This is a genomic window from Bradyrhizobium sp. SSBR45G, assembly GCF_030159255.1.
Classification (GTDB): Bacteria; Pseudomonadota; Alphaproteobacteria; order Rhizobiales; family Xanthobacteraceae; genus Bradyrhizobium.
The window spans coordinates 1-23765 of sequence record NZ_BSCT01000032.1 but is presented as its reverse complement, the minus strand read 5'-3'; the positions used below and the strand labels follow the sequence as shown (position 1 = coordinate 23765).

The window sequence follows — 23765 nt, the reverse complement described above, 5'->3', positions numbered from 1 at the left end:
CGTCAGTTGTTTGCCCCCGGGCTGTCGTCGAGCGCGTGGAAGGCCTGTTCGAGCTGCGGTGAAATCGGCACATTGAGCCTCTCCCCGGTCGGAAGACGCGCAACGAACCATTTGTTGTACAATGGAATCAGATCGTGATTGGAGCCGAGCCTGCGGAAGGCCCGCTCGACGACACTTGCGAGCTGCGGCTCGCCTTTGTGGAACATGATCCCATACGGATCGTAGGACAGATAGTCGCCCGTGACGCGGAACCGATCCTGCGCCTTGTGCCGCGCGATCAGGCCGGAGAGCAGGATGTCATCGGTGGCGAACGCATCGACCTTGCCGTCGACCAGCATCTGGTAGGACTGCTCGTGATCGGGCGCGGTCACGACAGTGAGGCCAAGCGCGAACTTCCGGTCGACGTCACGGATCGCGACCTCATTGGTGGTGCCCTTGGTCACCACCACCGTCTTGCCCTTGAGGTCAGTCGCCGCCGAGATCGCCGCCCCCTTCGGCACCATCAGCTTGGTGCCGGCGACGAACATCAGCGGCGAGAAGGCCACCTGCCTGGCACGCTCGGCATTGGCGGTGGTCGAACCGCATTCGAGATCGATCGTGCCGTTCACCACGGCCGCGATGCGGTCGTCGGAGGTCACCTTCACATACGCGATGCGCAAGGCGGGATCGTCGATCTCGGTGCCGATCTCCTCCACGACCGCCTCGCACAGCTCGAGACTGTAGCCGATCGGACGCCCTGCCTGATCCAGGAAGGAGAACGGCGGAGAGCTCTCGCGGTAGCCGAGATTGACGACGTGCCGCGCCTTGATCGCCGCAAGGGTCGGCGACAGGCCTTCGCTGCTTGCGCTCTGGGCAACAGCCGAGTGCGCAAAGGCAGACGCCACCAGGGCGCCGATCACGAGCGTTGCGAAGCTTGTGCGACGGCGCATCGCCTCCTCCCTCACTGTCCGGCCATGGCCGGAACCTCGCCGGGGATCATGTCGGGCGGGACCACGTCGGACGGGCCGAGCGCGTGCTCCGGCCCGAGCTCGCCTTCCCACTTCGCGACCACAGAGGTCGCAAGGGTGTTGCCGATCACGTTGGTGGCGCTCCGGCCCATGTCGAGGAAGGTGTCGATGCCCATGATCATCAGCAATCCAGCCTCGGGAATCCCGAATTGCGAGAGCGTGGAAGCGATCACCACCAGTGACGCGCGCGGCACGCCGGCCACGCCCTTCGAGGTGATCATCAAGGTGGCGAGCATGGCCAGCTGCGTTCCCAGCGGCATGTCGATCTTGTAGGTCTGCGCGATGAAGATGCTCGCGAAGGTGCAATACATCATGGTGCCGTCGAGATTGAAGGAATAGCCGAGCGGCAACACGAAGCTCGAAATCCGCTTCGAGGCGCCGAAGCGGTTCAGGCCTTCGAGTGTCTTCGGGTAGGCCGCTTCCGAGCTCGCCGTCGAGAACGCGATCATCAGCGGCTCGCGGATCAACTTCAGCAGATGGCTGTAACGCGGCCCGATGACAACGAAGCCGACCACCACCAGGATGGCCCACAGGATCAGCAGCGACAGATAGAAGCCACCCATGAAGACGATGAGCTTCCAGAGCACCCCGAGACCGTTCTTGGCGACCGTCGCCGTGATGGCGGCCCACACCGCGAGCGGCGCGAACAGCATGACGTAGCTCGTCACCTTCAGCATGATGTGGCCGATATCGTCGATCAGCTGCAGCAGTGCCTTCGATCGCTCCGGCAGCGCCCCCATCGCGATCGAGAAGAACACCGCGAAGATCACGATCTGCAGGATCTCGTTCTGCGCCATCGCATCCGCGATGGAGGTCGGAATGAGGTGCGTCAGGAATTTCTCGACCGAGAACGCAGAGACCGGCAGCCCGGTCGACTGAGCCTTGTCCGGCAGCGTCCCAGGAAAATTCGCGCCGGGCTGGAGCAGATTGACCATCACGAGGCCCAGCAGGAGCGACACGAAGGAGGCGCTCAGGAACCATCCCATCGTCTTGGCGAAGATGCGCCCGAGCTTGGCGCCCGATCCCATATGGGCGATGCCGCCGACCAGGGTCGCAAACACGAGAGGCGCGATGATCATCTTGATCAGGCGCAGGAACAGCATGGCGATCAGGTTGATGTCGGCGGCAAGCTCTGCCCGGCTATCGGGCATGAGGTTGAAGATCAACGTCCCCATCACGATTCCAAGCACCATCGCAATCAGGATATATTGCGTGAACCTGTTCGACATCCGTCACCCCCAAGCAGAACTCCCGGCTGAGTTGAGTTTGGCAGATTTTGACAAGTGCGCAACATGTCGCAGCCAGCCGGGATGCGGGTTTCCGATATGAGCCTCCATGGCATCGGCCTGCAGCGCACAACGCAGGCAAGTGACTACATTCCGCGCGCATATTTGCATGAAGAACCGGCAGCGCGACCGTCCGCCGACGGAGACCGTATCCGTCGGCAGGCAGACAGCGGATGCCCCCCAAGGTCCGGATGACCGAACAGCGTTTCAGGCCGGACCGGCCGAGCGACACGTGGAGTTCCGCCGCCGTCCCGTTTGGTGGGCCACCGCACACACGCAGATTCTGCTGGCGCGTTCCATCCCGAGGGATTAGTGTCCGTCCAAAATAAACAGTATACTGTCAATTGGGAGATCGCCCTTGCGTATCGCCGTGCTCGGCGGCGGCCCTGGCGGGCTGTATTTCGCCTATCTCTGGAAGAAGCGGCACCCCGCCGCGGTGGTCGACCTGTTCGAGCAGAACCCGGCCGGCGCGACCTGGGGCTTCGGCGTCGTGTTCTCCGACCAGGCTCTGGACTTCCTGCGTGCCGACGATCCCGACACTGTCGACGCGATCGCGCCGCACATGGAAAGCTGGCGCAACATCACGCTCAACCTGCACGGTGAAAGCGTCGAGATCGACGGCGTCGGCTTTTCCGCGATTGGGCGGCTCGAGTTGCTGAAGTTGCTGCAGGCGCGCGCGGAGAGCGTCGAGGTCATCGCCCGCTACGGTACCACCATCCAATCGCTCGATCAGCTCGCAGGCTACGATCTCATCGTCGCCGCTGACGGGCTCAACTCGCTGGTACGGCGCAGCTTCGAGGGCGATTTCGGCTTCTCCGTCTCCTACTCCAGCAACAAGTTTGCCTGGTACGGCACGTCGAAAACGTTTGCCACGCTGTCGCAGACCTTCGTCACGACCGACCGCGGCACCCTCAACGCGCATCACTATCGCTACGCGCCTGATATGAGCACCTTCCTGGTCGAATGCGATCGCGCGACCTGGCATGCCTATGGCTTTGCCGAGATGTCGGTCGACGAGTCCCGGCGGATCTGCGAGCAGGTGTTCGCCGACACGCTCGATGGCCATTCGCTGGTCTCGAACCGGTCGGTGTGGCGCAATTTCCCCTGGGTCTGGAACGAGCATTGGTGGCACCGCAACATGGTGCTGATCGGCGATGCGCTACATACGGCTCACTTCTCGATCGGCTCGGGCACGCGACTGGCGATCGAGGATGCGATCGCGCTCGCCAAGGCGCTCGACAGCGAAAGCAACCTCTCCGACGGACTTGCGCGCTATCAGGCGGAGCGGCAGCCGATCGTCAAGAAGCTGGTCACCGCCGCCCGCACCAGCGCCGACTGGTACGAGGCGTTCCCGGCTCATATGAAGCTCGGGCTGATGGAGTTTGCCTACAGCTACATCACGCGCTCGGGCCGCATCGACGACACCCGGCTGCGCGCGATGGCGCCGCAGTTCATGGCGCGCTACGAGGCATCTCGGACGAAAGGAGACCGGGCATGACGACAGAGATTGCCGATCAGGTTCCTTCCGACAGTGCCGGTGCGCGCGAAATCGGCTTTGCGATTCCGGCGCGCTACAACGCCAGCCGTGTGCTGTTTGACAATCTCGCCAACGGCAATGCGAGCAAGCCGGCACTGATCGGCCCGGCCGGCCAGCGCAGCTATGCCGAGCTGTGCGCGGATGCCTGTCGCTGGGGCAACGGCTTCGCATCGCTCGGCCTCACCCGCGGTGACCGCGTCCTGCTGTTCCTCGATGACACGCCGGCCTATCCGGCCGCGTTCTTCGGCGCGGTGCGCGCGGGCTTCGTGCCGCTGCTGATCAACACGCTGACGCCGCCGGACCTGCTGCAGTTCTATCTCGCCGATTCCGGCGCCAAGGTTGCGGTCGCGGATGCGGAGTTTGCCGGACGGTTCGACGCGCAGGCCTGCGCGGCGACGGCGCTGCAGACGCTCATCGTCGTCAACGGCGAGGCGCCGGCAACAGCGGCGCCATCGACGGTCGCCGTCGATCAATGGCTGGTCAACTTCGTCGCGGAGTTGGCGGAGGCCGACACCCATCGCAACGAGATGGCGTTTTGGATGTACTCGTCGGGCTCGACCGGCCGCCCCAAGGGTATCGTCCATCTGCAGCACGACATGGCCTATAGCGAGCAGGCGTTCGCAAGGAACGTGCTGCGGCTGACGCCGGACGACATCTGCTTCTCGGTGCCGAAGATCTTCTTCGCCTACGGCTTCGGCAACGCCATCACCTTTCCGTTCACCGCCGGCGCAACGACGCTGCTGCTGCCGGGCCAGCCGAAGCCGGCGGCGATCTTCGATGCCATCAGCCGCTTCCGCCCCACCGTGTTCTTCGGCCTGCCGACGCTCTACACGGCGCTGACAAAGGCCGACGGGGCGAAACAGGCGGATTTCTCATCGCTGCGCCTGTCGGTCTCCGCAGCCGAGGTGCTATCGGCCGAAGTCTTCAACGGCTGGAAGAGTCTCACCGGATTGGAGATCGTCGAAGGACTCGGCTCGACCGAGGTGCTGCATGTCTATCTGTCCAACCTCGAGGACCGCAAGAAGCTCGGCGCGGCCGGCCTGCGCGTGCCGGGCTACGAGATCGCGCTGCGCGACAGCGAGGGGCGCGAGGTTGCGACCGGGGAGGAAGGCATTCTCTGGGTCCGCGGCGACTCCAACACGCCACTGTACTGGAACCGTCCGGACAAGACCGCCGAGACGATCCGCGATGGCGGCTGGATCTACACCGGCGACCGCTTCGTCCGCGATGCCGACGGCTTTCATTTCTTCCGCGGCCGCGCCGATGACCTCGTCAAGATCTCCGGGCAATGGGTTTATCCGCTGGAGGTCGAGCTCTGCCTTGCGGAACACCCTGATATCAGGGAATGCGCCGTGTTCGCACATGAGCTGCCGGACCGCCGCATGAGCCTCAAGGCCGTCGTGGTGGCCAACGGCCGATCCCATGACGAGCCGGCCATGACCAAGGCGCTTCAGGACTACGTGAAGGCGAAGCTGCTGCCTTACAAATATCCGCGTGAGATTGTATTCATCGACGAGCTGCCGAAGACAGGCACCGGCAAGATCGACCGTCAGGCGGTGATGCGGCTATGAGCAAACGCCGTCGGAGGAGCCTTCGCAAACAGCTGCGCTCAGCCGGTCTTGCCGAGATGCTCCAGCGCGTCCTCGGCGCGCAGCGGCACGCGCGACACCTCGTTGTTGAGGTCGACGAGTTGCGACAGCAGGGCCGTCAGCGTTTTTCGGTCGGCCGGCTTCAGCGGCGCCAGCATGCGCGCCTGCGCCCGATCGACAAACGGCATAATATTGCGCAACAGGATAGCGCCCGCCTTGGTCAGATAGAGCAGCTTGACGCGCTTGTCGTCGGTCGACGGCTTGCGCTCGACATACCCCTTCGCCTCGAGCCGCTCGATCACGCTGCCGAGGGTGGAGCGATCGAAGGCGATCACGGCCGACAGGCGCGTGGCATCGATGCCGGTATGGGTCCGGATCGCGACCAGCGCGGCGTATTGCACCGGCGTCAGGTCGAACTCCCGGCATTCCTCGATGAAGATCGAGACCGCGATCTGCTGCATCCGCCGGAACAGATAGCCGGGCTTGGTGTAGACCGCGTCCATCGTGACGTCAGACGGCTTACTCGGCATCGGGCTGACGCTCCGGAGCAGCATCGGCAAATGCCGGCAGCGCCTTGGCGGCGGCTTCCGCCTGCAGCAGCCGCGGAAATGCCCCGACATCGACGCCGAAGCGGCGCGCATTGCCGAGCTGCGGCACAAGACAGAGATCGGCCAGGGTCGGCGCCGCGCCGAAGCAGAACGGGCCGGGCTCATGCTTGATCAGCGTTTCGCAGGCCGCGAGGCCTTCACGATTGGCCCATCCCGCCCAGGCGGTGACCTTGTCCTCGGGCAGTCCGAGCTCGCGCAGCCGCGCCAGCACCTTCAGGTTCTGGACCGGATGGGTGTCGCAGGCCAAGACTTGAGCGAAAGCCCGAATTTGCGCGCGGCGCAGCGGGTCCGTCGGCAGCAGCGGCGGCTCGGGGTGGGTCTCGTCGAGCCATTCGATGATGGCGAGCGACTGGATCAGCACCACACCGCCATCATCCTCGAGGGCGGGAACGAGACCCTGGGGATTGAGGGAGAGATAAGCGGGCGCGCGCTGCTCGCCCTTGCGGAGATGATGCGGCAGATGAGCAGCCGTGAGACCCTTGAGGTTGAGGGCGATCCTGACGCGATAGGACGCGCTGCTGCGAAAATAGCCGTGCAGCTTCATCATGGCACTCCTCCCATTATGACATTTCTGGTTGCGTTTGACGGTAATCAATTTGACAGTATACTGTCAATCAATAACGACATCTGATCGAGGGAGGCGAGCATGGCCGCAGTTTCGACCCCGGAACGCGAGGCGTTCTACAAGAAGATCGACGGCGAGAACATGACCGCGCTGTGGACGGTCATGAGCGATCTGATCACGCCCGAGCCGAGGAGCGCCTGCCGGCCGCATCTGTGGCAGTTCGCGGCGATCCGCGACTACATGATCGAGGCCGGGCGGCTGATCACGGCGAAGGAGGCCGAGCGGCGCGTGCTGATCCTGGAGAACCCGGGCCTGCGCGGGCAGTCCAAGGTCACCACCTCGCTCTATGCGGGCATCCAGATGGTGATCCCCGGCGACATCGCGCCGGCCCATCGCCACAGCCAGTCGGCGCTGCGCTTCGTGCTCGAAGGCAAGGGCGCGTTCACGACCGTCGACGGCGAGCGCACGCTGATGGAGCCCGGTGATTTCATCATCACGCCATCGATGACCTGGCATGATCACGGCAACGAAACCTCCGAGCCGATGTTCTGGCTCGACGGCCTCGACATTCCCTTGGTGCAGTTCCTCGACGCCTCGTTCGCGCAAGGCTCGCAGGAGGATCAGCAGAAGGTCGCGCGCCCCCCGGGCGACAGCTTCGCCCGCTACGGCCACAATCTGCTGCCGGTCGATGCGAAGCGCAGATCGCGGACATCGCCGATCTTCAACTATCCCTATGCCTACACCCGCGAGGCGCTGGAGAGCGCCAAGCGGAGCGAGGAATGGGATGCGTGCCATGGGCTGAAGCTGAAGTTCTCCAATCCGGAGACCGGCGACTTCGCGATGCCGACGATCGGCACTTTCATCCAGTTGCTGCCGAAGGGCTTCAAGACCGCGCGCTATCGCTCGACGGATGCCACGGTGTTCACGGCGATCGAGGGCAAGGGGCGCAGCCGCATCGGCGACCAGATTTTCGAATGGGGGCCGCGCGACCTGTTCGTCGTGCCGAGCTGGCAATGGGTGAGCCACGAGGCCGAGGAGGATGCGGTGCTGTTCTCATTCTCGGATCGTCCGGTGCAGGACAAGCTCGATCTGTTCCGCGAAGATCGCGGCAACGCGTGAAGCGTTCAGCGCCAGTGCAGGAGCCGCGCTTCGAGCAGGCTGATCAGCCGGCCGACGGCGAGGCCGAACAGCGACAGCACCAGGATGCCGGCCATCAGCTGATCGGTCTGCATCAGGTTGCCGGCCTGCAGCACGAAGGTGCCAATACCGGTCTCGGCACCGATCATCTCCGCCGAGACCACCAGCATCAGCGCCACCGACGCGGTGATGCGAAAGCCGGCCAGGATCGACGGCAGCGCGCCGGGCCAGATGACCTTGCGCACGATGGTCGGGAACGGCACGTCAAAGCTCTGCGCCATGCGGATCAAATTGCGCGGCACGGCGTCGACGCCGCTATAGACCGAGATCGTGGTCGAGAAGAACACACCGAGCGCGATGGTCGCGATCTTCGGCTGCTCGCCGATGCCGAGCCAGAGAATGAGCAGCGGCAGCACGGCGATCTTCGGGATCGGGAACAGCGCCGAGACGAAGGTGATGCCGATGCTGCGGGCGATGCGCCACAGGCCGATGGCAAAGCCGACGACGATGCCGGAGGCCGTGCCGAGTGCCCAGCCCGAGAGGATGCGCAGCAGCGACGCCGAGACGTGCTGCCACAGCGCGCCACTCTCGGCGAGCCGAATGAGCGCGCTGACGATCCCGAGCGGCGTCGGCAGGAACAGCGAATTGACCAGCGCGAGGCTGCCGATCAGCTGCCACAGCCCGAGCGCCGCGGCGAGCGCGAGCAGGCCCGCCCAGCGGCTTGCGACCGGCGTGAAGCCGCCGCCGCGGAAGCGCACCGGCTTGGTCTCGGCGTCACCGACGCTGCGATGCGCGTCATTCGGCGTGCGATCAAGCATGCTGGACCTCGCGCTCGGCATCGATCGCCTCGGTCCGGATCAGCGCCCACAGCTCGTTCTGAAGATCCAGCAATTGCGCGCGCATGGCCTGATCACCGCGGGCGCGCCGCGTCGCCGGGACAGTGACGACCTTCCGGATGCGGCCGGGGCGGCGGGACAGCACGACGATGCGATCGGCGAGCCTGACGGCCTCCTCCAGATTGTGCGTGACGTAGACAGCGCCCATGGCGCCATCCGCAAGCAGGTCGACGAAATCCTCCATCAGGAGTTCGCGGGTCTGCGAATCCAGCGCCGACAGCGGCTCGTCCATCAGCAGCATCGCTGGCCGGACGACGAGCGCGCGCGCAATGCCGACGCGCTGGCGCATGCCGCCGGACAATTGCTTCGGATAGGCCATGCGAAAGTCGACGAGTCCGGTGCGCCGCAAGGCATCGTCGACGGCCGCAGCCCGCTGCTGCGCCGACAGCGACGTGTGCAGGAGCGGCAAGGCGACATTGTCCGCGACGCTTGCCCAGGGCAGCAGCGCGAAATCCTGGAACACGAAGGTCAGCGGATTCAGGCTGCCGGCCGGCGGCGCGCCGCGCAGCAGCGCCTGACCTGTGCTCGGCTGCAGCAGGCCACCGAGGATGGCCAGCAGCGTGCTCTTGCCGCAGCCGGACGGGCCGACGATGGCGACGACCTCGCCGGCACCGGCCGTGAACGACACGCCATCGAGCACGTCGAGCGCGTCGAACCGGTGGCTGATGGTCTCGGCGATCAGGTCCATGTCATACGATCCGCAGCAGTTCCGCGTCGCTCCAGTTCAATCCGGCTTCACAAAATCTCTCGCGATGATCGCCGCCGCGTCATAGCCCGGATCGGCGAAACCCTGCGCCTGCAGCCATTTGACCTGGCTGTCGATGTTAGCAACGTCGAGCTTGCCGTCGGGATCGATATAGGCGCAGTTGCCGACCACCTGGTCGACCGGCAGGTTGGTGTATTTGGCGATGATTTCGAGCAGCGGCTTAGTGTTGTCATTGATGGCGGCATTGCCGTCCTTCACTGAGGCGAGGACCACGTCATGATACTCGCGCTCAGCCCGCTGCAGCGACGCCAGCAGCTTCGTCACGACCGCCGTGTTGGCCAAGGTCTTTGGCCCGGCGAACGCGCCGGTGACTTGCCAGGGCGTCTCGTCGCCGACCCAGCCGAGGTGCTTGACGGCGCCCTCCTCCATCAGCTTTCGGGCGACCGAGACCGGCATCAGCGCGGCGTCGACGGTCTCGCCCTTGATCGCTGCGGCCATGTTGGACATCGACTGCAGCGGCACGATCTTCACGTCGGCGAGCTTGAAGCCGTATTTGTCGGCAAGCAGCCCGACCGAATAGTGAAAGCTCGACCCGACCTGGGTCATCGCCACGCGCTTGCCTGCGATGTCCTTCGGTGTCTTGAGACCAGCCTCGTAGGCCTTGTTGCTGGCGAAGTAGCCGATCAGCGGAAAGCCGGGGCGATCGCGGCTCATGCCCGCGATGATCTTCAAGGCTCCCTTGCCTGCGAGGTTGTAGAGCCCTGCCGTGAATGCGGTAACGCCGACATCGACATCGCCGGTGGCGGTCGCGACAGCGATCGGTTGCGCGGCATCGAAGAACTTCAGCTCGACGTTCAGGCCGGCCTCATGGAAATAGCCCTTGTCCAGGGCAATGAAGACCGGCGCGGACGACGACAACCTGAGAACGCCGATCCGCAGCTTGGCGTCCTCGGCTTGCGCGGCGGGGACCGACGCAAGACACAAAAGAGTAGCCAGCACCAGGTTCGCGACCAGGTTTACATTCCGGAACATCCATCTCTCCAAGACCCGTCCACCGCGAGCTCGCCGCCCGATGGTGACGCAGACTTGTTGCAATATTTCGAATCGGATGTCGCGGCAAATCTTTGAGGAGATCGCGGCCTACGAGCCCGGCGGCTTGGTCCCCGGCACGAACTCTCCTTCGAACCGGCCGAGCTCGCTATCGGCGAGGCAGTTGAGTTTCGCAGTTGCGATGGTCAGCTTCGACGTGTGGCACATTCCTTTTGCGGCCACTCTGCGAACATCCCCCTCAATCTTGAGGATCATCATATCGACCGGATAGGCCCCCGCGACCTTTGACTCCCGCTGGCTGAGTTCTCCGGGACTTGAAAAGGTGATCATGGCTCCGTCGGTCGTCACGAAGTAAAATCCGGTGCGCTGGTCGGCGTAGCGGGTGTTGAGCAAGACGCCCCTGCAATCCGACGTCCGCTCCTTCCCCGCAACCGCGAGCTTCTTGCATGTCCCATGCAAGGTATCGATGCCCTTGAAGCCATCGTCAGCATGGGCCGGTCTCGCGACGAGGCTTGCCGGGATCAGAACCAACAGCGAAAGAAATGAAACGATCCTTCTCATCGATCCCTCGGGAACTGGGTTGGTCGGTTACGCTTCAGGTCTACGCCGGAATTGAAGACCTTCTGAGCGCCGGCAGGATTTTGCCCGGACATGAGATGCGCTGGGGAGACGATATGTCATCGCTGCATCCTCGATCTGCGGGGCCTGCGCGAGGTGTCCAACAATATGCAAACCTGATCCCCAGGACTTCAACGAACGCCTCACCATCTCGGACTCTCCACCCGATGATGTCTCAACCTGAGATTTATTGGAAGTTCTTTTTTTGTTCTCATTCGAATTTTTCGCAACGGCCGTCCCAGGGTCGGACCAATCTGCCGGTGCGAACGTTCAGGCCGTCCCGATGGGTCGGGTCAGGGTGTCGACCCAGGATGAAAATGTCTGCGTCAGTTCGTCCATGACGGCTTCATCATTTCGGCCGGAGCGCGCGGGCACGTGGAAGGCATGGTCGGCATGCGGGATGAGATGCAGCGTCGCGCGGCGTCCCAGCCGCCTCACGACCGGTTCGAGCAGCTCGAGCTCCGCCAGCTTGTCGCGCGTGCCCTGCAGAAACAGCATCGGCAGCCCGATCGCATCGAGATGATCGGCCCGCGTCACCGCGGGCTTGCCGGCAGGGTGCAGCGGAAAGCCGAGGAAGGCCAGTCCCACCACGCCTGGCAGCGGGACCAGGCTCTGGGCCTGTGACGTCATCCGCGCCCCGAACGATTTGCCGCCGGCGATCAGCGGCAGACCCGGCCAGAGCCGCGCGGCCTCCGCCACGGCAGCCCGCACCGCGGCCTGCGCGAGCGCGGGGGGATCGGGACGCCGGCTGCCCTTTTCCATGTAGGGAAACTGGAAGCGCAGCGTTGCGATGCGGCGGGCAGCGAGACTTGCAGCGGCCTGATTCATGAAGGCGTGTGTCATGCCGGCGCCCGCCCCATGAGCGAACACGAAGCCGGCGCGGGCGCCTGGCGGCGCCAGCAACAGTGCGGACACCATGCCCGCACCATCGACGGGAAGGGTGAGAGAACGTGGCGCTTGCTCGGTCATGCCTCAGCATGCGGGCCGGCCGCCCTCGGCGTCAACCGAGCGCCACGATGATCTCCGCCTCGTTCGCTCAAGCGGCGGTCCGAATCGTCTGCAGGAAATCATCGACATTGTTCTTCAGCGATGCCGCCTGCTGTTGCAATGCCGCAGCAGCCGCCAGCGCAGCTTCCGCCCCGGCATCGGTCTGTCCGGCGACGGTGCGGACATCGCCGATCTCCTGCGTCACCGCGGCCGTTCCGCTGGCTGCCTGCTCGACGTTGCGGGCGATCTCGGTGGTCGCGGCGCCCTGCTGCTCGACCGCGGCCGCAATGGCGTTGGAGATCTCGGCGATCTCGCGCACTGTCGTGCCGAACTGCGCGATCGCTCCCACCGTCTCTTCAGTGGCGCTTTGAATGGTTGCGATCTGGCTGGATATCTGTTCGGTGGCCTGCGCGGTCTGAGAGGCGAGACTCTTCACTTCGCTCGCCACGATCGCGAAGCCCCTGCCGGCCTCACCTGCGCGCGCGGCCTCGATCGTGGCATTGAGCGCCAGCAGATTGGTCTGGCTTGCGATCGCCTGGATCAGTTGCACGATGGTGCCGATCCTTTCGGCCGAGCTCGACAGACCGTTGATCAGCTCCGAGGTCCGCTCGGTCTCCTGCGTGGCGCGCGTCGACACCGCGACCGAACGCTGCACCTGCGACGATATCTCGCGAATCGACGCCGCGAGTTCCTGGGTCGACGCCGCGACGGTCTGGACGTTGACGGACGCCTGCTCGGCGCGGCTCGCCACCGCCTCCGCCAATCCGCGGCCGCGCTCGGCAACGCGCGCGAGCTCCTTTGCGCTTTGCCCCATCTCACTCGCGCGACCGCCGACGCCGGTGATCACGCCCTGCATGCCCTGTTCGAAACGGCCGGCGAGATTCGCCATCATGCGCGCGCGTTCCGCTTCTGCGGCGTCCCGCTGCGCGGCCGCCTCCTGCTCCATGCGGCGCACGGCGAGCGCATTGTCGCGAAACACATCGACCGCACGCGCCATCCGGCCAATCTCATTGCGCTGCTCGCCGCCAGGAATCGGCTGCTCAAGCTCGCCGGCGGCCAGCGACTGCATGCGTTCCGTCATGCTGCGGATCGGGCCAGACACGCTGGCACCGATCAGCCACGCCAGCGCGGCGCCCAGCACGACCGCCCCCGCCGCCGTGATGATGATGGTCTGCCTCGTCTCCTGAACCGCCACTCCCGTCCTCGCCCCCTGCTCCTTGCGGGCCGCATCGAGCTGCCGGTTGATCTGACCGACCTGCGCCTCGATCGATGCGCTGGCCTTGGCGAGTTCGTTCTGCTTGGCCCGCAGATCAGCCGCCACCTTGATGACCTCGTCGAGCGCCGCACCATCAGCCATCACTGCGTCCTTCAGGGCCGCGACCAGGGCCTTCAGCTTGGCATCGTCGACACCGGCCAGTTCGGCCTCGGTATCGGCGAGCGCGAGCTTCGCATACGCGAAGGTGAGCCTGGCGTCCTCGGCATCGTTCGGAGACAACGTGCTGGTGTAGCGCATCACCGCGATGCGGAGCGCGTCCACGACGCTGGCGAGGCGCAGCGGGTTGAGCAGAGGCTCGCGCCCGGCACCATTGGCCAGAACGACCTGAATCCCACCGACGTTGACGCCGGCTACGGCACCGAGCGTCTCGGTCTTGGTCGAGGCCGCACGCAGGCCGTCGACGGCTGCGGCAGCAGCCACGAACGACGCGCGATAGTTCCCGAGTGCGCTCCGCACCGGTCCTGCACTGTCAGCGATGACCTTCAGCTTGCCCGACTGCTTCTCGACCTCGTCGGCGAGCCCGGCAACCGCGTCGATGGCCTTGCCCGCCGCATCCTTGTCACCCACGCTCCAGGTCCGGATGAACTTCTCCACCGCGCCATTGGCGGTGAGCAGCGCAGCTCTGACCTGCGACATGCCGGCATCGCCAGCAGCGCTGGTGATGAGTTCGTCCGCCGTTCCACCGATACGATCCACCTGGATCATGGCGAAGCCGCCAAGCAGCACCAGAAAGCTCAGGATCAGCGCAAAGCCGCCGAAGATCCGCGGACGGATGCCGATCCACGACATCAACGAAGAGAGTCTCATGAGATTGCCCGACTGTTCACGGCGTGGACCTGATGCTGGCGAGCAGCTCCTTGCCGAAGCGCTTTTCGAATTCCGGATCGAGCGGCTTGACCGCGTCGACGAATGTCTTGCGATCGAATGTCTCGATGACCTCCATCCCGCCCTTCCGCAGCTCATCGAGCTTCTGGGCATCGAGCTGCGCCTGCCACGTCACCTCCGCTGCAGCCTTTGCAGCGGAGATCAGTGCTTCGCGCTCGCTCGCATCGAGCTGCTCGAACATCGCCCGATTGGCAACGAAGGCGATCGGGGCGAAGAAATGGCCGGTGAGGGTGAGGTACTTCTGAACTTCCTCGAACCGGTTGGCGGCGATGGTCGCGACGGGATTCTCCTGGCCGTCAAGACGCCCGTCCTTGAGCGCGGCGTAGACCAGCGGAAAGTCCATCGGCAGCACGTCAGCGCCCAGCGCCTTGAACGTCATCTGGTAGACCGGATTGGGGATGACGCGGATCTTCAGACCCCTGACGTCATCGACGCTGCGCACCGGCCGCTTCGAATTGGTGAGGTTGCGGAATCCCTGCTTTCCCAAGGCCAGCAGCACCAGGCCTTTGTCGGCGAATTTGGCGCCTATTGCGGCAGCGACGGGTCCCGTGGCGACGGCCTTGGCATGCGCGGTGTCGCGAAACAGGAAGGGAATGTCGAAGACGCCGAGCTCGGGGACGACGGCGCTCGCGATGCCGCCTGACACGACCGCGATATCGACCGCTCCGGTGCGGGTTGCCGCCAGGATGGCCGCCTCGCTGCCGAACGAATTGCCGGCGCGTTCGTCGATGATGAGCCGCTTGCCGGCGAGGGTCCGCAGCCTGGTGCGGAACTCATCGGCCCCGATCTGTTGCGGGTTCTGCGGCTGGGAGTTGAACACCAACGAGACCATGCGTGGTGATGCGTCGACCCGATGCAAGCCGGGCAACGCAGCCGCGATCAATCCCACGAAGAAAATCTCTCGAAGCTGTCTGCGCATGAGGTCCCGAGCCCGTTCTTCTCCGATCAGTCCTAACAGGGAGATATGGTTAAGATGTTAAAAGGCGGACTCAGCTCCGCTTCTCCGCTTTCAACATTATCCCATGTTAGACAACGAGTTCGGCTTGCTTCGCTCTCGCGTCACGAGACGACGTATTTGGCTGAGCCGGGCACAGGCCGTAAGACTACGGGACCACCAAGCTCACCATAAAGGTCGACGTTCAGTGCCTGCGCGCGGCTTCTGATAAATGGAAGTCACACGGAGCTTGCGCAAGAGCCACGCCTGGGATCACCGGCGCATCGCGCCCGACTCAGAACCTTGATCCCGATGGCCGACGGAACGCTGGACAGCAGCGCATGCGCCACGTCGGCAGCCTTCATCGGCTTGTAGTTGGCGGGGATCAGGAAGCCGAGGATGTTGTTGAGCGTGTTGCCCCACTCCTCGCCCGGCCGGCTTGGCTGTCCCAGCTCCGCCCGGCTACCGACGAGCAACGACGGCCGCGCGATCACGAGGCCGGTAAAGGGCAGTGCGCTCAATTCGGCCTCGAGCTCGCCCTTCACGCGGCTGTAGAAGACGCTCGATGTCGCATCGGCGCCCATGGCGCTGACCAGGCCGGTGCGCTTGGTGCCGCTCGCCAGCGCGGCCTTGGCGACGGCGAGGTTGGCGTGGTGATCGATGGCGCGGAAGGCGGCCTGGCTGCCGGCGACCTTGATCGTGGTTCCCAACGCCAGATACAGCTCATCGGCCGGCGGCAGGGGCGGCAACGCGGTGAAGTCGACGACGTGGGCCGTCAGCTTCGGCGAGGCGACAGGCGGCGTCCGGCGGCCGACGACGTGCACCTGCTGCACGGTCGGATCCGCGAGCAGGCCGCGAAGAAGCTCTCGTCCGACAAGGCCGGTGGCCCCGGCGATGATCACGGTGCGGTTCGCCATCTCACATCCTCGCGCGGCGCTTGCCGCTCAAGGTAGGCGACGCGAGGGCAAGCCGGAAGATGCCTGCGTCTTTTTTGGCGCGACGCCGCGGAATGGCCTCCCGCGGCGGGCAATTGTCGTCAGGATCGAGCGCCGCGCCTCAGGCGCCTTTCCGCCGCTCCGCGGCCTTCGCCATCGCGGCGGCAAACGCGCCTCCGCCCGACGGTTTCTCCTCGCGCGTGGTCATGCTGCGCGCCGCCGGCGGCCGCGCGCTGGTGCGCTTCTCGCCCTTGGCAGGGAGCGGATCAGACAGGCGCAAGGTCAGCGAGATGCGGTTGCGCGGCACGTCGACGTCGAGCACCTTCACCTTCACGACCTGGCCCGGCTTCACCACCTCGCGCGGATCGTTGATGCGCTTCTCGGACATCGCCGAGATGTGGATCAGGCCGTCCTGATGCACGCCGATATCGGCGAAGGCGCCGAACGCGGCGACGTTGGTGATGGTCGCCTCCAGGATCATGCCGGGCTTGAGATGAGTGATCTTCTCGACGCCCTCCTGGAAGGTCGCGGTCTTGAACTCCGGACGCGGATCGCGGCCGGGCTTGTCCAGCTCCTTGATGATGTCGGTGACGGTCGGCACGCCGAAGCGCTCGTCGGCGAACTTCGCCGGGTTCAGCGTCTTCAAGGTCTTGCTGTCGCCGATCAGCACCTTGATGTCGCTCTTGGTCGTCTCGAGAATCTTCTTCACGACCGGATAGGCCTCGGGATGCACGCCGGAGGCGTCGAGCGGATTGTCGCCGTCGCGGATGCGCAGGAAGCCGGCGCACTGCTCGAACGCCTTCGGTCCGAGCCGCGGCACCTCCTTGAGCTTGTCGCGGCTCGGGAACGGACCGTTGGCATCGCGATGCGCAACGATGTTCTGCGCCAGGCTCTCGCCGATGCCCGACACGCGCGCCAGCAGCGGCGCCGAGGCGGTATTGAGATCGACGCCGACCGCGTTGACGCAGTCCTCGACGGTGGCATCGAGCGCGCGCGCCAGCTCGTACTGATTGAGGTCGTGCTGATACTGGCCGACGCCGATCGAGGCCGGCGGCACCTTGACGAGTTCGCCGAGCGGATCCTGCAGGCGGCGGGCGATCGAGACCGCGCCGCGGATCGAGACGTCGAGATTGGGGAATTCCTTCGCGGCGAACTCCGAGGCCGAATACACCGACGCGCCCGCTTCCGACACGATCGCCTTGGTCAGCTTGAGATCCGGCTTCAGCTTCACCAAATCGTTGACCAGCTTCTCGGTCTCGCGCGAGGCCGTGCCGTTGCCGATCGCCACCAGCTCGATGCGATGCTTGATGCAGAGCTGCGCCAGGGTCAGCATGCTCTCGTTCCACTGCCGCTGCGGCTCGTGCGGATAGATCGTGGCGTGGTCGACGAACTTGCCGGTGCGGTCGATGACAGCGACCTTGACGCCGGTACGGAAGCCGGGATCGAGCCCGAGCGTGGCGCGGCCACCGGCCGGCGCCGCCAGCAGCAGGTCACGCAGATTGGTGGCAAACACGCGCACCGCCTCCTTCTCCGCCTCCTGCCACAGCCGCATGCGGATATCGAGTGCGAGCGAGGTCTTGATGCGGGTGCGCCAGGCCCAGCGCACAGAGTCGGACAGGAACTGATCGGAGGGGCGGCCCTGGCGCGAGATGCCGAACGTCACCGCGATGCGGTTCTCATAGAGCGACGGATCCTTCGAATCCTCCGGCTCGCCATCGCCGAAATCGAGCTGCAGCACCTCTTCCTTCTCGCCGCGCAGCATCGCCAGGATGCGGTGCGAGGGCAGCTTGTTGAAGGGCTCGGAGAAATCGAAATAGTCGGCGAACTTGGCGCCCTCGGTCTTCTTGCCGTGGCGCACCGACGATTTGACGGCGCCGCGGCTCCACATCTCCTCGCGCAGCGAACCGAGCAGATCGGCGTGCTCGGCAAAGCGCTCGACCAGGATGGCCCGCGCGCCTTCGAGCGCCGCCTTGACGTCCTTGACCGGATTGTCGCCATCCTTCTTGATGAACGCCTTCGCTTCGTCTTCCGGGTTCTTCATCGGATCGCCGATGAGCATATCGGCCAACGGTTCGAGCCCGGCTTCCTTGGCGATCTGCGCCTTGGTGCGGCGCTTCTCCTTGAACGGCAGGTAGATGTCTTCGAGCCGCGCCTTGGTATCGGCAGTGGCGAGCGCCAGCTCGATCTCCGGCGTCATCTTGCCCTGCGACTTGATGCTCTCGATGATCGCGGTGCGCCGTGCATCCATCTCGCGCAAGTACCGCAGCCGCTCCTCGAGCGTGCGCAGTTGGGTGTCATCGAGCATCCCCGTGGCTTCCTTGCGGTAGCGCGCGATGAACGGAACGGTCGAACCTCCATCGAGCAGGTCGATCGCGGCCTGGACCTGGGCATCCCTGACGGAGAGTTCAGCGGCGATGATGGACGCAAAATTCGGCACGGTGTTCTTCCGAGATTCGTGACGGGGCTGATTGGATAGGAGTCCGCGCGCGCCGGCGCAAGCGGCAGGCTGACGCTCTGTGGGCAACCGTGGCAAAAAAGACCGGTTGCGAATCATGTAAAACGCTGCAGCGAGCGAGCCATGTCGTTGCGCAAGCGAAGCAAATCGCCGATTCTTGCAGGCTGAGGGACGATTCGTGCAGGCCACGACGGCGACATATCTCGACGATCTCAATCCGGAGCAGCGCCGCGCCGTCGAGCATGGCGGTGCGTGCGCCGCACCTGGGCCGCCGCTCCTGATCATCGCCGGCGCCGGCTCCGGCAAGACCAACACGCTGGCGCATCGCGTCGCGCATCTGCTGGTCAACGGCGCCGATCCGCGCCGCCTGCTGCTGATGACGTTCTCGCGCCGCGCCGCGAGCGAGATGAGCCGGCGCGTCGAGCGCATCGCGCGCAAGGTGCTGGGCAGCCAGGCCGAAGCGATCACCGCGGGGCTGAGCTGGGCGGGCACGTTTCACGGACTCGGCGCACGCATGCTGCGCGACTATGCCGAGCGCGTCGGCCTCGATCCTGTGTTCACGATCCATGATCGCGAGGATTCCGCCGACCTGATGAATTTGGTGCGGCACGAGCGCGGCCTGTCCAACATGCAGAAGCGCTTCCCGACAAAGGGAACCTGCCTTGCGATCTACTCGCGCTGCGTCAATGCCGACATGCCGCTCGACGAGGCGCTGGTGCGGCATTTTCCGTGGTGCGCGGAATGGGTCGGCGAGCTGAAGGGGCTGTTCGCAGCCTATGTCGAGGCCAAGCAGGCCAATGCCGTGCTCGACTACGACGACCTGCTGCTGTACTGGGCGCAGATGATGGCGGACGCGACCATCGCGCGCGAGATCGGCGATCGCTTCGATCACGTGCTGGTCGACGAATATCAGGACACGAACCGGCTGCAGTCGCAGATCCTGCTGGGCCTGAAGCCGAACGGGACCGGACTCACTGTCGTCGGCGACGATGCGCAGTCGATCTACGCGTTCCGCGCTGCGACCGTGCGCAACATCCTGGAATTTCCCGATCAGTTCAGCCCGCGCGCCGACATCGTCACGCTCGACCGCAACTACCGTTCGACGCAGCCGATCCTCTCGGCGGCCAATGGCGTGATCGGGCTGGCGCGCGAGCGCTTCACCAAGAATTTGTGGACGGATCGCACGAGCTCCCGCAAGCCGCGGCTCGTGACCATCGGCGACGAGGCCGACCAGGCCCGCTACATCGTCGAGCAGGTGCTGGCCAGGCGCGAGGAAGGCATCGTGCTGAAGCAGCAGGCGGTGCTGTTCCGGACGTCGTCGCATAGCGGGCCGCTGGAGGTCGAGCTGACACGCCGCAACATTCCGTTCGTGAAGTTCGGCGGGCTGAAGTTCCTCGATGCCGCCCATGTCAAGGACGTGCTGGCCTGCCTGCGCTTCATCGAGAATCCGCGCGACCGCATCGCCGGCTTCCGCGTGCTGCATCTGATCCCCGGCATCGGACCGGCGTCGGCGCAGCGCCTGCTCGATGCCGTCAGCGATCACGCCGATCCGATCGCGGCCCTGTGCGCGCAGCAAGCGCCGGCGCGAGCGGGTGACGACTGGACGGCGTTCGTGCGCACGCTGGAGCAGTTGCGCGTCTCCGACTGGCCTGCAGATATCGAGCGGGTCAGGCACTGGTACCAGCCGCATCTCGAGCGCGTCCACGAGGACGCGGAGGTCCGCAGCGCCGATCTGCTGCAACTGGAGCAGATCGCCAGCGGCTATCCCTCGCGCGAGCGCTTTCTCACCGAGCTGACGCTCGATCCGCCCGACGCGACCTCCGACCAGGCCGGCGTGCCCTTGCTCGACGAGGACTATCTGATCCTTTCCACCATCCACTCCGCCAAGGGCATGGAGTGGAATTCGGTTCACGTGCTCAACGTCGTCGACGGCTGCATGCCGTCCGATCTCGGCGCCGGCACGAGCGCCGAGCTGGAGGAGGAGCGCCGGCTGCTCTATGTCGCGATGACCCGCGCCAAGGACGATCTGCACCTGCTGGTGCCGCAGCGCTTCTTCGTCCATGGCCAGCCGGTGCGCGGCGATCGTCATGTCTATGCCTCGCGGACGCGGTTCATTCCCGAAGCCCTGGTGCCGCTGTTCGAGCGCACGAGTTGGCCGCGGCTGCAGCCTGGCGCGGCGTACGCCAGCCCGGGGCCGCGCATCGATTTGGGTGCGCGCATGCGCGAGCGGTGGCGGTGAGCGGGCGCCGCATCCGTGGCCGCGTGCGCACAGTGCTGATGACTGCGCCCTCTCCCCTTGCGGGAGAGGGCCTCGCCGATGCCAGCGTCATGCTTACTCGGGTGAGGGGTTTGTCTCCACAGATGCACCATCTCTGCGGAGACAAACCCCTCACCCGGCATGATCGAGCTTTGCTCGATTATGCCACCCTCTCCCGCAAGGGGAGAGGGTGCACCGTCTGCGCGGCGATAGCTGGCAAGCGAACTCATCTGCTTCAGAACTTCGTCCCCTCCCACTGCGCGCGAAACCACGCGCGCGTCTGCCGCGTCACTTCGATGTAGCCCTGCCCGCGGTGCTTGATCTCGCCATCCACGATCTCATGCAACTTCGGTAGCGCATGAAACGGCACCGCCGGATAAGCGTGGTGCTCGACGTGATAGGGCATGTTCCAGGTCAGCCAATGCACGGCGCGGGTGGTGAAGGTGGTGCGGGTGTTGTGGAAGGCGCTCTTGGCGTGGTCGCAGCCGGTGTGCTCGGCGTAGAGATAGGGCCGCAGGATCAACTGGCCGAGCAGCAGCGGCAGCACCCAGACCCACAACAGCAGCGCGCTGTGCATCGCGAGTGAGCCGAGCAGCAGCACGGCATAGCCGGCCGCATAGGCGCGTGCCTCGCGCACGATGGTGGCGCGGCGGCCGGCGGGGACCCAAGGCACTGTCACCTCGCCGGTGATCGCGTGTTTCAGCAGCAGGCGGAGCCGGCCGGCCACCTGGACGAGGCCGGAATAGGCGATCGCGAGCTGCGTCTCCGACCGCGGCTTGGGGCCGACGATCAGCTCCGGGTCTCGCTCGGGATCCTGGGTGTGGCGGTGATGCTCCCAGTGGAACAGGCAGTAATACTCGTACGGCAGTCCGATGAGGAAGCCGGAGAGGGTGCCGACGGCGATGTTGGGTGCGCGACTGTCGAACGCCGTCTTGTGCGCGGTCTCATGCACGGCCATGAACAGGAAGGCGACGAGCACGCCTTGCGGCAGCATCAAGGGCAGCGCCCACGGCACGCCGTAGGCGGACGCGATCAGCCCGATCAGCGTGCCCACGGCGGCGATCGCGCCGTAGTGAGCGAGCGCGCGCAGTGCACCCTGCAGGTTCGAGCGCCTGCACAGGGCCTGCAGCGTGACCGGCGTCAGCAGCTTCGGACGGGGCGCGAACTCGTCAGTGGGCACATCGGTCAGATCGGGCTCAGGACCTTAGCTCTGGAGGAGGGTCGAGACGTTGGAATTGATGAAGTCGCGATCCGCCGGAATGCGGATCGGATTGCCTGCGCGGTGACCATGGATGGACGGGATCGGCCGCAACTCCGCGGAGCGGGCGTTGACGAGCCTGGGCAGCTCCCGCTCGTTGTCGCGCCAGTCGAAATAGCGATCGGTCCGCCCGGGCATCAGCAGCATGCGCGCGGTGATGGCACTGAGCGCGCGGTCGAGATCGCCGCCGAACGCGGCACATCTGCTGATGTCGCCGCTCTGCCAGATCGCGATCTGCGCCAGCAGATTGTCGGCGTCGCGATGCGCGAAGGCTAAGTCCCAGACGCCGGCGAGATAGTCCTCCTGCGAGGCAAAGCCCTGCTCGCGCCAGGCCTCGTCGCGATAGAACTCATAGGACATCGCCCAGCCGGCATAGATGCGCCCCATCGCGCGCAGGCCGGCGACCGGCTTCTCGACGAAGCGGCCGTCGCGGTACGCCGGATCGGCCATCACTGCCGCTTTCACCGCATCGAGGAAGACGTGATTGTAGGGCGAGCAGCGCGCACTGCCGCAGACGACAGCGGCGCGCTCCACCATGTCGGGATGGCAGGCGGCCCAGTGATAGGCCTGCATGCCGCCCATCGACCAGCCATAGACCAGCGCGATCCGGCTGATGCCGAACTGCTCTTCGAGCAGCCGGCGCTGCACCGCGACCGCGTCGTGATAGCTGATCGCCGGGAACGGTGCGTCGCTTCGCGGCGTGTTCGACGGCGATGACGACAGGCCGTTGCCGAACAGGTTCGGGATGATGATGAAGTAGCGTTCGGGATCGAGCGCGCCGCCCGGTGTGATCAGCCATTCGGTGTCATAATGCTGGGCGCCGAACGAGGTCGGATAGAGGATCACGTTGTCCTTGGCCGCATTCAGCGTACCATAGGTCTTGTAGGCGAGCCGCAACGACGGGACCATCACGCCCGATTGCAGCACGACGTCGCCGGCCTCGAAGATCTGGTAGTCCGCAATAGTCGTCATGTGCGCCGTCCCATGGAGAAGCTGCACGGAGCCTAGGTGATGCGCAGGCGTCCCACACGCCCATTTTTTGGCATGGCATGATCGCGCAGTCGGCACGGCGGCCGTGTTATGGGTATCGCGGCGTCGCATCGCCATGCGCTCGCGTTCCCGCGGCCGGTTGAGCCCGAGTCTTGCCGGATGGAACACCCTCGAAGACGTGAGGGCGCAGGGAATGCCGGGTGAAGGCCTCACCCATGGCCCGCCTGCGGAAAAAAATGCAGGCGGCAGGTACCACAGGTTCAGCCGATCATCCGGCATTCCCTGCGCGATGGGCTTACGGCTGCTCCGTGCTCTCCCCGGGGACCGGCTGTCTTGCCCCCGTCGCCAGCGTGTCATCAGACACCACCGGCTTGGCCTCAGCGTCGGGAGGCCAGGACCACACGGCTTGACCGTCCGCATCGGATCGTTCGTCGGCGCAGCAAAGCCACGCTGCGACCCGTCACGGCCACCGCCTCCCTGCCCCGCGTCTCGTGACGACCGCGCGCACGCCCCTCATCGGTGAGGCAGGATGGACGCAGTAGAGCACGGATTCTGGAAAAACGAAAGGAGAATTTTCGGCTCATGGCCAGAACTCGTGCAACGAGGGTGCCTTCGCATTTATGACTCGTCATACCCGGGCTTGTCCCGCCTGCGCGGCCGAGGCCGCTTCGGCGCGGCGAAGGCCCGGGCATCCGGGTCCATCCAGGTCCGCCGGACGACGTGGATGGCCGGGACAAGCCCACGGCTGTCCGGTTTAGAATGAGTGGACAAGGCGCATGGCGTGGATTC

General features: G+C 65.2%; 19 protein-coding genes. 4 read left to right on the top strand and 15 right to left on the bottom strand.

From position 1 onward, the window contains the following. Positions 1–2: 2 nt before the first annotated feature. Together QQL87_RS28380 and QQL87_RS28375 are read right to left on the bottom strand one after the other, a co-directional pair. Positions 3–929: an amino acid ABC transporter substrate-binding protein gene (locus tag QQL87_RS28380; RefSeq protein WP_284422325.1), complete on the bottom strand. Its 927-nt coding sequence runs from the start codon at positions 927–929 to the stop codon at positions 3–5. A gap of 11 nt (positions 930–940) precedes the next feature. After that, the gene (locus tag QQL87_RS28375) at positions 941–2236 is read right to left on the bottom strand and encodes a dicarboxylate/amino acid:cation symporter (protein WP_284422326.1); all 1296 of its coding nucleotides are present in this window, start codon (positions 2234–2236) and stop codon (positions 941–943) included. 415 nt (positions 2237–2651) lie between these two features. Here QQL87_RS28375 and QQL87_RS28370 point away from each other — a divergent pair, with 415 nt between their 5' ends. Further along, complete coding sequence (locus QQL87_RS28370) at positions 2652–3791, top strand: FAD-dependent monooxygenase (RefSeq protein WP_284422327.1); 1140 nt, start codon at positions 2652–2654, stop codon at positions 3789–3791. Next, entirely contained in the window at positions 3788–5401 is a 1614-nt protein-coding gene (locus QQL87_RS28365) for a benzoate-CoA ligase family protein (RefSeq protein ID WP_284422328.1), read from the top strand. The genes QQL87_RS28370 and QQL87_RS28365 overlap by 4 nt, the downstream gene beginning before the upstream one ends. Positions 5402–5439: 38 nt before the next feature. Here the strand turns inward: QQL87_RS28365 and QQL87_RS28360 are convergent, their stop codons facing one another. Together QQL87_RS28360 and maiA are read right to left on the bottom strand one after the other, a co-directional pair. Next, positions 5440–5949, bottom strand: coding sequence for a MarR family winged helix-turn-helix transcriptional regulator (locus QQL87_RS28360; RefSeq protein WP_284422329.1), 510 nt, complete (start codon positions 5947–5949; stop codon positions 5440–5442). Next, a complete protein-coding gene (gene maiA, locus QQL87_RS28355; protein WP_284422350.1) occupies positions 5939–6571 on the bottom strand; it encodes a maleylacetoacetate isomerase in 633 nt (210 codons plus the stop codon). Before maiA ends, QQL87_RS28360 begins: the two co-directional genes overlap by 11 nt. 102 nt (positions 6572–6673) lie before the next feature. Between maiA and gtdA the strand changes: the two genes are divergently transcribed. Beyond that, on the top strand, positions 6674–7711 hold the full coding sequence (gene gtdA, locus QQL87_RS28350; RefSeq protein WP_284422330.1) for a gentisate 1,2-dioxygenase: 1038 nt from the start codon (positions 6674–6676) through the stop codon (positions 7709–7711). Between the two features lie 5 nt (positions 7712–7716). Here the strand turns inward: gtdA and QQL87_RS28345 are convergent, their stop codons facing one another. From QQL87_RS28345 to QQL87_RS28305, 9 genes are all read right to left on the bottom strand, one after another. Next, on the bottom strand, positions 7717–8547 hold the full coding sequence (locus QQL87_RS28345; RefSeq protein WP_284422332.1) for an ABC transporter permease: 831 nt from the start codon (positions 8545–8547) through the stop codon (positions 7717–7719). Further along, positions 8540–9313 (bottom strand): ABC transporter ATP-binding protein, encoded by a 774-nt coding sequence (locus QQL87_RS28340; RefSeq protein ID WP_284422333.1) that lies wholly within the window; start codon positions 9311–9313, stop codon positions 8540–8542. Before QQL87_RS28340 ends, QQL87_RS28345 begins: the two co-directional genes overlap by 8 nt. A gap of 36 nt (positions 9314–9349) precedes the next feature. Then, positions 9350–10363 carry an ABC transporter substrate-binding protein gene (locus tag QQL87_RS28335; protein WP_284422335.1) on the bottom strand — a complete coding sequence of 338 codons (1014 nt, stop codon included), beginning with the start codon at positions 10361–10363 and terminating at the stop codon, positions 9350–9352. Between the two features lie 108 nt (positions 10364–10471). After that, positions 10472–10942 carry a hypothetical protein gene (locus QQL87_RS28330; protein WP_284422336.1) on the bottom strand — a complete coding sequence of 157 codons (471 nt, stop codon included), beginning with the start codon at positions 10940–10942 and terminating at the stop codon, positions 10472–10474. A 327-nt stretch (positions 10943–11269) separates the two neighbouring features. Then, a complete protein-coding gene (locus tag QQL87_RS28325) occupies positions 11270–11968 on the bottom strand; it encodes an alpha/beta hydrolase family protein (RefSeq protein WP_349817300.1) in 699 nt (232 codons plus the stop codon). Between the two features lie 67 nt (positions 11969–12035). Continuing rightward, positions 12036–14051, bottom strand: a complete 2016-nt coding sequence (locus QQL87_RS28320; protein ID WP_284422352.1) for a methyl-accepting chemotaxis protein — start codon at positions 14049–14051, stop codon at positions 12036–12038. Between the two features lie 34 nt (positions 14052–14085). Next, a complete protein-coding gene (locus tag QQL87_RS28315) occupies positions 14086–15066 on the bottom strand; it encodes a TRAP transporter substrate-binding protein (RefSeq protein WP_284422338.1) in 981 nt (326 codons plus the stop codon). Positions 15067–15320: 254 nt separating this feature from the next. Then, on the bottom strand, positions 15321–15998 hold the full coding sequence (locus QQL87_RS28310; RefSeq protein ID WP_284422340.1) for a Rossmann-fold NAD(P)-binding domain-containing protein: 678 nt from the start codon (positions 15996–15998) through the stop codon (positions 15321–15323). Positions 15999–16137: 139 nt separating this feature from the next. Beyond that, complete coding sequence (locus QQL87_RS28305) at positions 16138–18453, bottom strand: Tex family protein (RefSeq protein WP_284422341.1); 2316 nt, start codon at positions 18451–18453, stop codon at positions 16138–16140. A 196-nt stretch (positions 18454–18649) separates the two neighbouring features. Here QQL87_RS28305 and QQL87_RS28300 point away from each other — a divergent pair, with 196 nt between their 5' ends. Beyond that, the gene (locus tag QQL87_RS28300) at positions 18650–20710 is read left to right on the top strand and encodes an ATP-dependent helicase (RefSeq protein ID WP_284422342.1); all 2061 of its coding nucleotides are present in this window, start codon (positions 18650–18652) and stop codon (positions 20708–20710) included. Between the two features lie 253 nt (positions 20711–20963). On the opposite strand, the gene QQL87_RS28295 is transcribed toward QQL87_RS28300, so the two are convergent. Together QQL87_RS28295 and QQL87_RS28290 are read right to left on the bottom strand one after the other, a co-directional pair. Next, the gene (locus QQL87_RS28295; protein WP_284422344.1) at positions 20964–21908 is read right to left on the bottom strand and encodes a fatty acid desaturase; all 945 of its coding nucleotides are present in this window, start codon (positions 21906–21908) and stop codon (positions 20964–20966) included. A 24-nt stretch (positions 21909–21932) separates the two neighbouring features. Beyond that, entirely contained in the window at positions 21933–22958 is a 1026-nt protein-coding gene (locus QQL87_RS28290) for an alpha/beta fold hydrolase (RefSeq protein ID WP_284422346.1), read from the bottom strand. Positions 22959–23765 lie beyond the last annotated feature (807 nt).